Below are 9,250 nucleotides of genomic sequence, written 5' to 3'. Positions count from 1 at the left end.
GGCTGGTTATGATTATCTGGATTAGACAGTTGGTTTTGCTTGTCTATAAGTCAATAATGTTCGGGAATTACCTAAAAAAGAGCTGATTTTCTGAAATAAAATAGATATTTTCTAAACTTTGTGATATGATATACAAAATAAATTTTGGAGGTAGGATATGACGATTTACAATTTTTCTGCTGGACCGGCAGTATTGCCCAAGGAAGTCTTGAAAAAAGCTCGGGCTGAGTTTTTAGACTATGCCCAAAGTGGCATGAGTGTGATGGAGCTGTCCCACCGATCCAAGGAATTTGACGATATTATAAAAGAGGCTGAGAGCTTGTTGCGTGAGCTCATGGATATTCCGGACAATTACCGCGTGCTATTTCTGCAGGGTGGGGCTTCTACCCAGTTTAGCATGATTCCCCTTAATCTAGCTCAAGGTGGCAAGGCCTATTACCTAGTGGCTGGATCTTGGGGAAAGAAAGCTTACACTGAGGCAGTCAAGCTGTCTAAGTTTATTCCTTTTGAGCCTATTCTCTTGGCTTCGTCAGAGGATTTAAATTACACAGAAATTCCTTCTTTTGATGAAAAGGAGATTGATCCGCAGGCGGCTTATGTGCATCTGACAACCAATAATACTATCGAAGGAACGGCTATTTATGATCTGCCTGCAACAAATGGCGTACCGATTGTGGCGGACATGTCTTCTAATATCCTTGCTGCTCAGTACCGAGTAGAGGATTTTGGTTTGATTTATGCTGGGGCTCAGAAGAATATCGGACCTGCCGGCGTGACAGTTGTCATCATCCGAGAAGACTTGCTGGATGATGAGCCAGTTCTATCTAGCATGTTGGATTACCGCATTCAGGCGGACAATGGCTCTCTTTACAATACACCACCGACCTTCGCCATCTATATGGCCAAGCTGGTCTTTGAGTGGGTCAAGGAGCTGGGTGGCGTAGCAGAAATGGAAAAGCTCAACCGTGAAAAATCGGGCCTTTTGTACGACTTCATTGAGCAGTCTGACTTTTACCGCAGTCCTGTCCGTTATAAGGAGCAGCGCTCAGTCGCCAATATTCCCTTTGTATCACCAACTCCAGAGCTGGATGCCAAGTTTAACAAAGAGGCCGCAGCAGAGGGATTCAAGAATATCAAAGGGCACCGCAGTGTAGGCGGTATGAGAGCTAGTCTCTACAATGCCTTTCCGCTCCAAGGAGTCAAGGACTTGATTGCCTTTATGCAGAAATTTGAAGAAGAGAATTCTTAAGGGAGGGAATCTATGGTCTTTAGTGTCAAAACCTTTAACAATATCAATCAAATCGGGCTCAAGGAGCTGGGCAATGCTTTTCAGATTGACGGAGATAAGTCTGACAATCCGGATGCTTATATCCTGCGCAGTCAAAATCTGCATGGACAGGAATTTCCGAGCAAGCTCAAAGCCATTGCGCGGGCAGGTGCAGGAACCAATAATATTCCGGTCGAACAGGCAACAGCTCAGGGAATTGTGGTCTTCAACACGCCAGGAGCTAATGCCAATGCGGTGAAAGAAGCGGTCTTGGCTTCCATTCTCCTGTCTGCCCGTGACTATATCGCAGCTAACAGTTGGGCTAACGGCCTTTCTGGAGATGATGTTCCCAAGCAAGTAGAAGCTGGTAAGAAACAGTTTGCTGGGACAGAGATTTCAGAGAAGACTCTAGGAGTCATTGGGCTGGGAGCTATCGGCGGCCGTATTGCCAACGATGCCTATCGTCTGGGGATGAACGTCCTTGGCTATGATCCTTATGTATCCATTGAAACAGCTTGGAATATCTCTAGTCATGTCAAGCGGGTAGCAGACATTAACGAAATCTTTGAGAAGAGTGATTATATTACTATCCATGTGCCCCTGACTGAGGATACACGTGCTACTTTTGATCAGGCTGCTTTTGGTCTTATGCAAAAAGGAACAACCCTTATCAACTTTGCCCGTGGCGAGCTGGTGGACAATGCTGCCCTCTTTGATGCCTTAGAAGCTGGTGTAGTCAAGCGTTATATCACAGACTTTGGTGTAGAAGAACTGCTCCGCCATCCGCAGATTACTGTCTTTCAGCATCTGGGTGGCTCGACAGAGGAAGCTGAGCTAAACTGTGCTATTATGGCTGGGAAAACTATCCGCCGCTTCATGGAAACGGGGGAGATTATCAACTCTGTGAATTTCCCTAATGTCCGTCAGGCTCTCTCAGCGCCTTATCGGATTACTCTGATTAACAAAAATGTACCGAATATTGTGGCTCGGATTTCAACAGCTGTTAGTGATTTGAATATCAATATTGACAATATCATCAATCGTTCCAAAGGTGATTATGCCTATACTTTGCTGGATTTGGATGAGTCGGATGAAAGCAAGATTCAGGAGCTGGTTGATAAATTTGAGAATAGCGATAATATTGTGCGCGTGCGTTTGATTAAGAAATAACAAAAAAACAGACTACACTTCCCTAGTGGATAAGTCTGTATCAGCCGATGAGCCTTTCGCTTGTCGGCTTTTTCTAATGAGTCTCGGCTTGACAAGAAGGAGCTAGCTGGGCTATCATAGGGACGGAGGAAAAACAATGTTACAATTTATCGAATACCCAAAATGCTCTACCTGCCGCAAGGCCAAGGCTGAGCTCAATCAATTAGGAGTGGACTTTGAAGTGGTGGATATTGTCCAAAATACACCTAGCCGGGACCAGCTCCTAGACTGGATCCAGAACTCGGACTTTGAGCTCAAGGCCTTTTTCAATACCAGTGGTCTCAAATACCGTGAGCTGGGTCTCAAAGAAAAGGTGCCACATTTGACAGCCCAAGAAGCTGTAGACTTGCTGTCAACAGACGGCATGCTGATTAAACGACCGCTTCTGGTTCGAGATAACCAAATCTTGCAGATTGGCTACCGAAAGGCGTATGAAGAGTTAGGTTTGTAAAGTATTAAGAACAGTTGCTTTCTCAATCATGTTTTTTGGATGATTCTTCTTTTCATGATATAATAAATCTATCTCAATCTTAGAAAGAAGAATCATGGTTTTATCAAAAAAACGAGCTCGACATGTCATTGAAGAGATTATTGCCCTCTTTCCTGATGCCAAGCCCAGTCTGGATTTTCGCAATCACTTTGAGCTTTTGGTAGCGGTCATGCTGTCGGCGCAGACGACAGATGCTGCGGTCAATAAGGCAACGCCGGCTTTATTTGAAGCCTATCCAAGTCCTCAAGACATGGCTGCGGCTGGTGAAGCAGACATTGCTAAATACATCTCTCGCCTAGGGCTCTATCGCAATAAGGCCAAGTTTTTGAAGAAATGTGCCCAGCAACTTTTGGACGATTTTGATGGCCAAGTCCCGCAAACACGGGCAGAATTGGAAAGCCTGGCCGGTGTTGGCCGTAAGACGGCTAATGTAGTCATGAGTGTGGGCTTTGGTATTCCAGCCTTTGCTGTCGATACTCACGTGGAACGTATCTGCAAGCACCATGATATTGTCAAAAAGTCAGCAACGCCAATTGAAGTAGAAAAGCGTGTTATGGATGTCCTTCCACCGGAACGTTGGTTGCCAGCTCATCAGGCCATGATTTACTTTGGACGGGCTATCTGCCATCCTAAAAATCCAGAGTGCGATCACTATCCGCAACTCTATAACTTTAAAGACATTTAAAAAGCGAGGTCTGATGACTTCGCTTTCTTATTCACTAAATCTTAAAAAATAACCATCTGGATCCAAAATTGCAAACTCATGAGGGTAAATAAAGCTATCTCCCACTCGAAATTCTCTTTTTATCAGGGGACGATGGATGGGATAGTCAGCTTCCAGCAGTTTTTGGTGGAGCTGAGGGACATCCTCAATGCCAAAGGAAATATTGACACCGCGTCCGAAAGGATAGGTTAGTTGGGCTAATTCTTCTGCGCTGCCTTCTTCTAGCATAAGTTGGCAGTCTTCAAGCGAGAGGAAGAGAAATTTTTCCTCGGGGCGTTCGTATTGGACAGAGAATCCCAGCAAGTTGCAGTAGAAGTGGCGTGATTTTTCGATGTCGGATACCACAAATTCAGGAATGATAGCTTGATAGTCCATTCATTTTCTCCTTAGAGCTCAATCTCCATGACAATAGGTGTGTGGTCTTGGCGCGCACCGGAGTCAATCATATCAGACTTGGTCACCTTGTCAGCTACACGGTTACTGGTCAGCCAGTAGTCAATTCTCCAGCCTGTATTGTTGATTTTAGAAGTCTTACTGCGTTGCGCCCACCAAGTGTATTGGTTAGGGATATCGCCGTGTAAGTGGCGGAAGGTATCGGTGAAGCCTTTAGCTAGCAGGTTGGTGAAGCCAGCACGTTCTTCGTCGGTAAAGCCTGGTGAACGACGGTTGCTGGCTGGATTAGCCAAGTCGATTTCCTTGTGGGCCACATTGTAGTCGCCAGTAGCGAGGACTGGTTTTTGTTCATCTAGTGTTGCCAAGTATTCAGCGTATTTGGCATCCCAGACTTGACGGTCATCCAAGCGTTTGAGGCCATCGCCAGCATTAGGCGTATAGACCTGAGTGACAAAGAAACCGTCAAATTCCAGCGTAATGATGCGGCCTTCAACATCCATGGTTGATGGAGCGCCGATTTCTGGGAAGGTTATGGTTGGCTTCAGTTCTTTTTTGTAGAGGAACATGGTTCCTGCATAGCCTTTGCGGGCCGGCTCTTGGGAGGAGCGCCAAGTGTTTTCATATTCTGGGAAAAGCTTTGTCAAAATTTCCACGTGTTTTTTGGTCGGACCTGTCGCAGACAGTTTTGTTTCCTGAATGGCGATAATATCTGCATTTTCAGCTTGCAAGGTTTGAAGGACGGCCTGAGAGAGCTTAGCGCGGGCAGAATCACTGGTTAATGCGGCGTTGAGAGAATCAATGTTCCAAGAGATGAGTTTCATAAAATTTCCTTTTCTAGTAAAATTTACTGAGTTTATTATAACAAAATTTAGAACTGATTTATAGCAAAGTGATTGTAAGAATGCTTGAAAAAAGATGAAAATTTTTCTATAATGTTTCTAGAAAAATAGAGGGAAGAAACCATGAAATTCTATTCTTATGATTATGTTTTGAGTCAGATTAGTCAGCAAAACTGGGTGACAGTTGCGCTTTCTGTCTTGCTGCTCCTTGTGACAGGATTTTTTGCTTTTAAGGCCTATCGCAATAAGCGTGATTCAAAATTTCGAGAACTAGCCATCATCTCTGTTTTGGCCTTGGTGGCTATGGTCTTGATTGGCATTAGCAATTTTCAGACTGACCAGGATTCTAACAACCAGTTTCAAACCTCTCTGCATTTTATTGAGGTCATTTCAGAAGACTTGGGTGTGGATAAGTCGGAGGTCTATGTCAATACTTCAGCTGCGACAGATGGAGCGATTTTGAAAGTCGGAAAGAACTTTTATCGGGCTATGAGCGGTAGTGAGCCGGATAAATATCTGCTTGAAAAAATTGACTTGCATAAGACGACAGATATCGAAATAGTGGAGGTTGAAAAATGACATTGAATTTTCTTGAAATCCTAATTAAACTAGCATTGGGGCTTTTTTCACTGGTTTTTGTCATCAACGTGACGGGAAAAGGCAATCTGGCGCCCAATTCAGCGATCGACCAGATTCAAAACTATGTCCTTGGTGGCATTATCGGTGGGGTGATTTATAATAGCTCCATTAATATTCTTCAGTATGCGGTCATTCTCATTATGTGGACCATCTTGGTCTTGACCCTGAAATGGCTCAATAACAATGTCCGTGCGGTCAAGCATTTGATTGATGGCAAGCCGACAACGTTGATTCAGCATGGGAAATTGATTCCCGAAGCCTGCCGTTCTGTTGGTCTTTCAGCAGCAGATGTGGCTTTGAAGCTGCGCAGCCAAGGTATTTTCCAGCTCAAGCAGGTCAAACGGGCGGTTATAGAACAAAACGGCCAGCTGATTATTGTACAGGCTGGTGAAGAGAATCCTAAATATCCTCTTATCACAGATGGTGTTGTCCAGATTGATATTCTGGAGTCTATTGATAAAACAGAAGAGTGGCTGGTGGAGAGACTGGCTAAAGACGGATACACCGATATTTCGAATATCTTCATCGCAGAGTACGAAAGCGGCAACTTGAATGTTGTGACCTATTAAACCTAGAATATTTTCTAGGTTTTTTAATTGATTTGACTGTTAATGAATGTCTTTTCGCAAACTTAACAAAATATGATATAATGAAGTGCTATTAAAAAAGGTTTCATTAGCCTTGAAAGGATTAAAAAATGACTGAAAAACAATCGTTTTATATTACAACCCCTATCTATTATCCGAGCGGTAAACTCCATATCGGGTCTGCCTATACGACCATTGCTTGTGATGTTCTGGCTCGCTACAAGCGTCTCATGGGCTACGATGTTTTCTATCTGACTGGCCTTGACGAGCATGGACAGAAGATTCAGGCTAAGGCAGAAGAAGCTGGTATCAGCCCACAAGCTTATGTCGATGGCATGGCAGTTGGGGTCAAGGAACTCTGGAAACTGCTGGATATTTCTTATGATAAATTTATCCGGACTACCGATGACTACCATGAAAAGGTTGTAGCCGATGTCTTTGAGCGTCTCTTAGCCCAAGATGATATTTACTTGGGTGAATATTCAGGCTGGTATTCTGTATCTGATGAGGAATTCTTTACTGAAAGCCAGCTGGCAGAAGTCTTCCGTGATGAAAATGGAAAAGTAACTGGTGGAATTGCCCCATCTGGACATGAAGTGGAGTGGGTATCAGAAGAGTCTTACTTCCTGCGCCTCAGCAAGTACCAAGACCGCTTGGTAGAATTTTTCAAATCACATCCTGACTTTATCACGCCGGACGGACGTCTCAATGAAATGCTGAAAAACTTCATTGAGCCGGGCCTGGAAGATTTAGCGGTATCTCGGACAACCTTTACTTGGGGCGTGCCGGTACCATCTAATCCTAAACACGTAATTTATGTCTGGATTGATGCCCTACTCAACTATGCGACAGCACTTGGCTACGGTCAGGATGATCATGCTAACTATGATAAATTCTGGAATGGAACAGTCTTCCACATGGTGGGCAAGGACATTTTGCGTTTCCACTCTATCTACTGGCCAATTCTGCTCATGATGCTGGATATTAAGCTACCCGACCGCTTGATTGCTCACGGCTGGTTTGTCATGAAGGATGGCAAGATGTCCAAATCTAAGGGCAATGTAGTCTATCCGGAAATGCTGGTAGAACGTTATGGTTTGGATGCCCTGCGTTATTACCTCATGCGCAGTCTTCCGGTGGGATCTGATGGAACATTCACACCTGAGGACTATGTCGGTCGTATCAACTATGAGTTAGCTAATGACCTTGGAAACTTGCTCAACCGTACTGTTTCTATGATTAACAAGTACTTTAACGGTCAGGTGCCAGCCTATGAAGAAAATGTGACAGACTTTGATGGAGCTCTGGCTCAGGTGGCATCTGAATCCATCTCTGACTACTACAAACACATGGATGCAGTAGATTACCCACGCGCGCTGGAAGCAGTCTGGACGCTCATCTCCCGCACCAATAAATATATCGATGAAACAGCACCTTGGGTTCTGGCTAAGGATGAAGCCAAGGTCAAAGAACTGGCAGCAGTCATGAGCCACTTAGCAGCGAGCCTCCGTGTTGTTGCCCACATGATTGAGCCTTTCATGATGGAAACCAGCAAGGCTGTCCTCGGCCAACTAGGCTTGCCTCAAGCGGTTTCACTGGAAAATCTAGCAATTGACCAGCTTCCAGCAGGTCTGACAGTTGTAGAAAAAGGAACACCAATCTTCCCGCGTCTCGATATGGAAGAAGAAATTGCCTATATCAAGGGACAAATGGAAGGCAACAAACCTGCGGTTGAAAAGGAATGGAATCCAGAAGAAGTCGAGCTCAAACTTAACCGCAAGGAAATCAAATTTGACGACTTTGATAAGGTAGAAATCCGTGTCGCAGAAGTTAAAGAAGTTTCTAAAGTTGAAGGTTCTGATAAGCTTCTTCAGTTCCGCTTGGATGCAGGAGACGGTGAAGACCGCCAAATCCTCTCTGGTATTGCTAAGTACTATCCAAACGAGCAAGAGCTGGTTGGTAAGAAAGTCCAAATCGTAGCCAATCTCAAACCGCGTAAAATGATGGGCCGTATCAGCCAAGGTATGATTCTATCAGCTGAGCACGGCGACCAACTGACTCTCCTTACTGTGGACGAAAAAGTCCCAAATGGAAGTTTGATTGGATAACAATCTTTGATCTAATGACAATCCCCCAGCAGGAGGCTGCCGGGGAATTTTCTGTATAAGACGATATGAAAACGCTTGACAAAAGGTATATATATTTATATAATTTTTATTGAAAAAGTTTTAGGAGTATATTATGAAAATAGTAAAAATTGCATCACTTGTTTTGTTGTTGCTTTTAATTGTCATTCTCTTTCCGCTGAATCCTTATTTAGCAGCTTTTCTAGCTATTATTAGCCTTGGAACAGCATTTTTGATTCGGAGGAAGTAATATAATGAAAATAGTTAAGGATTTCATAAAAAAAGTTTTGGGGGCTAAGATTTATGTTTGGATTGTGGTAGCCGTTCTTGCTATCTTTTTTGTTGTTGCGAAAACTTATAATATCATTGGGTTTTTCCAAGGTAAAAACGCTTCAGATGAGCGAAGCCAAATCTATACGCAAATCACTCGCTTAGAGAAAGTCAACGAAAGTGTTTTTTTGGATGTAGGGATTCAAAAGGTTGAAACGATTGAGAAAGATAAAAAAATACCTGGTACCAATATCAGTATTCCACTCTCTGTTAAGAAAGCAATCATCATTCTTAATTATACGGCTAAATTTGGAATTAAAGAAAGAATTAAGATTAAGAAAATTGCTGAACATGAGTACGAGTTAACTATACCTAAATATGAAGTTATAGGTGTAGAGGTCTCGGATAATCCCAAAGATCGATACAAACTCTACGATATGAGTGGACAGCTGTTGAGCGGTTCAACAGAAAATATTGATACTGGAGAGCATGTCGCTAAATCTCTTAGCAATAAAGAACAAGAAGAGTACATTAAACAATATAAAAATCTCATTACGGAATCGGCAGAACACTATTATACAAATATCGTGACTAGTATTGATCTCGAGGCAAAAGTGACATTTAAAAATATGAATAAATAAGAATCATAACTTTATGAGTATTGTTACCGTTTAGCTGATAGTGAAATGTATCGTTCTATCTACTG

At 43.3% G+C, this 9,250-nt stretch carries 11 protein-coding genes; 9 read left to right on the top strand and 2 right to left on the bottom strand.

Features of this window, described 5'->3' with window-relative positions; genetic code table 11:
* Nucleotides 1–157 precede the first annotated feature (157 nt).
* From serC to nth, 4 genes are all read left to right on the top strand, one after another.
* Complete coding sequence (serC, locus tag HMPREF9389_RS00585) at nucleotides 158–1,249, top strand: 3-phosphoserine/phosphohydroxythreonine transaminase (RefSeq protein ID WP_002931293.1); 1,092 nt, start codon at nucleotides 158–160, stop codon at nucleotides 1,247–1,249.
* Nucleotides 1,250–1,261: 12 nt separating this feature from the next.
* Nucleotides 1,262–2,437: a 3-phosphoglycerate dehydrogenase family protein gene (locus tag HMPREF9389_RS00590; protein ID WP_002931290.1), complete on the top strand. Its 1,176-nt coding sequence runs from the start codon at nucleotides 1,262–1,264 to the stop codon at nucleotides 2,435–2,437.
* A 136-nt stretch (nucleotides 2,438–2,573) separates the two neighbouring features.
* Nucleotides 2,574–2,927, top strand: coding sequence for an arsenate reductase family protein (locus HMPREF9389_RS00595; protein ID WP_002931288.1), 354 nt, complete (start codon nucleotides 2,574–2,576; stop codon nucleotides 2,925–2,927).
* A gap of 94 nt (nucleotides 2,928–3,021) precedes the next feature.
* A complete protein-coding gene (nth, locus tag HMPREF9389_RS00600; RefSeq protein ID WP_002931286.1) occupies nucleotides 3,022–3,651 on the top strand; it encodes an endonuclease III in 630 nt (209 codons plus the stop codon).
* 27 nt (nucleotides 3,652–3,678) lie between these two features.
* Here the strand turns inward: nth and HMPREF9389_RS00605 are convergent, their stop codons facing one another.
* A complete protein-coding gene (locus HMPREF9389_RS00605; RefSeq protein WP_002931284.1) occupies nucleotides 3,679–4,065 on the bottom strand; it encodes a bleomycin resistance protein in 387 nt (128 codons plus the stop codon).
* 11 nt (nucleotides 4,066–4,076) lie between these two features.
* The gene (locus tag HMPREF9389_RS00610; protein WP_002931282.1) at nucleotides 4,077–4,904 is read right to left on the bottom strand and encodes an exodeoxyribonuclease III; all 828 of its coding nucleotides are present in this window, start codon (nucleotides 4,902–4,904) and stop codon (nucleotides 4,077–4,079) included.
* Nucleotides 4,905–5,045: 141 nt separating this feature from the next.
* On the opposite strand from HMPREF9389_RS00610, the gene HMPREF9389_RS00615 reads away from it, so the two are divergent.
* The 5 genes from HMPREF9389_RS00615 to HMPREF9389_RS00630 all read left to right on the top strand — a co-directional run bounded on the left by HMPREF9389_RS00615 (nucleotide 5,046) and on the right by HMPREF9389_RS00630 (nucleotide 9,185).
* Nucleotides 5,046–5,501 carry a DUF3290 family protein gene (locus HMPREF9389_RS00615; RefSeq protein ID WP_002897090.1) on the top strand — a complete coding sequence of 152 codons (456 nt, stop codon included), beginning with the start codon at nucleotides 5,046–5,048 and terminating at the stop codon, nucleotides 5,499–5,501.
* Nucleotides 5,498–6,130, top strand: coding sequence for a DUF421 domain-containing protein (locus HMPREF9389_RS00620; protein WP_002931281.1), 633 nt, complete (start codon nucleotides 5,498–5,500; stop codon nucleotides 6,128–6,130). The genes HMPREF9389_RS00615 and HMPREF9389_RS00620 overlap by 4 nt, the downstream gene beginning before the upstream one ends.
* Before the next feature lie 128 nt (nucleotides 6,131–6,258).
* Entirely contained in the window at nucleotides 6,259–8,256 is a 1,998-nt protein-coding gene (gene metG, locus HMPREF9389_RS00625; protein WP_002931280.1) for a methionine--tRNA ligase, read from the top strand.
* 133 nt (nucleotides 8,257–8,389) lie between these two features.
* Complete coding sequence (locus tag HMPREF9389_RS12325) at nucleotides 8,390–8,524, top strand: hypothetical protein (RefSeq protein ID WP_002903218.1); 135 nt, start codon at nucleotides 8,390–8,392, stop codon at nucleotides 8,522–8,524.
* A gap of 4 nt (nucleotides 8,525–8,528) precedes the next feature.
* Nucleotides 8,529–9,185 (top strand): hypothetical protein, encoded by a 657-nt coding sequence (locus HMPREF9389_RS00630; protein ID WP_002931279.1) that lies wholly within the window; start codon nucleotides 8,529–8,531, stop codon nucleotides 9,183–9,185.
* Nucleotides 9,186–9,250 lie beyond the last annotated feature (65 nt).

Origin of the sequence: Streptococcus sanguinis SK355, assembly GCF_000212855.1 — a bacterium.
In the GTDB taxonomy this organism is placed as follows: Bacteria; Bacillota; Bacilli; order Lactobacillales; family Streptococcaceae; genus Streptococcus; species Streptococcus sanguinis_A.
This window is presented reverse-complemented; position numbering and strand designations above follow the sequence as displayed.

Coding starts and splice junctions, on each gene's coding strand:
- serC (WP_002931293.1), top strand. CDS start 158: ATGACGATTTACAATTTTTCTGCTGGACCGGCAGTATTGCCCAAGGAA.
- HMPREF9389_RS00590 (WP_002931290.1), top strand. CDS start 1,262: ATGGTCTTTAGTGTCAAAACCTTTAACAATATCAATCAAATCGGGCTC.
- HMPREF9389_RS00595 (WP_002931288.1), top strand. CDS start 2,574: ATGTTACAATTTATCGAATACCCAAAATGCTCTACCTGCCGCAAGGCC.
- nth (WP_002931286.1), top strand. CDS start 3,022: ATGGTTTTATCAAAAAAACGAGCTCGACATGTCATTGAAGAGATTATT.
- HMPREF9389_RS00605 (WP_002931284.1), bottom strand. CDS start 4,065: ATGGACTATCAAGCTATCATTCCTGAATTTGTGGTATCCGACATCGAA.
- HMPREF9389_RS00610 (WP_002931282.1), bottom strand. CDS start 4,904: ATGAAACTCATCTCTTGGAACATTGATTCTCTCAACGCCGCATTAACC.
- HMPREF9389_RS00615 (WP_002897090.1), top strand. CDS start 5,046: ATGAAATTCTATTCTTATGATTATGTTTTGAGTCAGATTAGTCAGCAA.
- HMPREF9389_RS00620 (WP_002931281.1), top strand. CDS start 5,498: ATGACATTGAATTTTCTTGAAATCCTAATTAAACTAGCATTGGGGCTT.
- metG (WP_002931280.1), top strand. CDS start 6,259: ATGACTGAAAAACAATCGTTTTATATTACAACCCCTATCTATTATCCG.
- HMPREF9389_RS12325 (WP_002903218.1), top strand. CDS start 8,390: ATGAAAATAGTAAAAATTGCATCACTTGTTTTGTTGTTGCTTTTAATT.
- HMPREF9389_RS00630 (WP_002931279.1), top strand. CDS start 8,529: ATGAAAATAGTTAAGGATTTCATAAAAAAAGTTTTGGGGGCTAAGATT.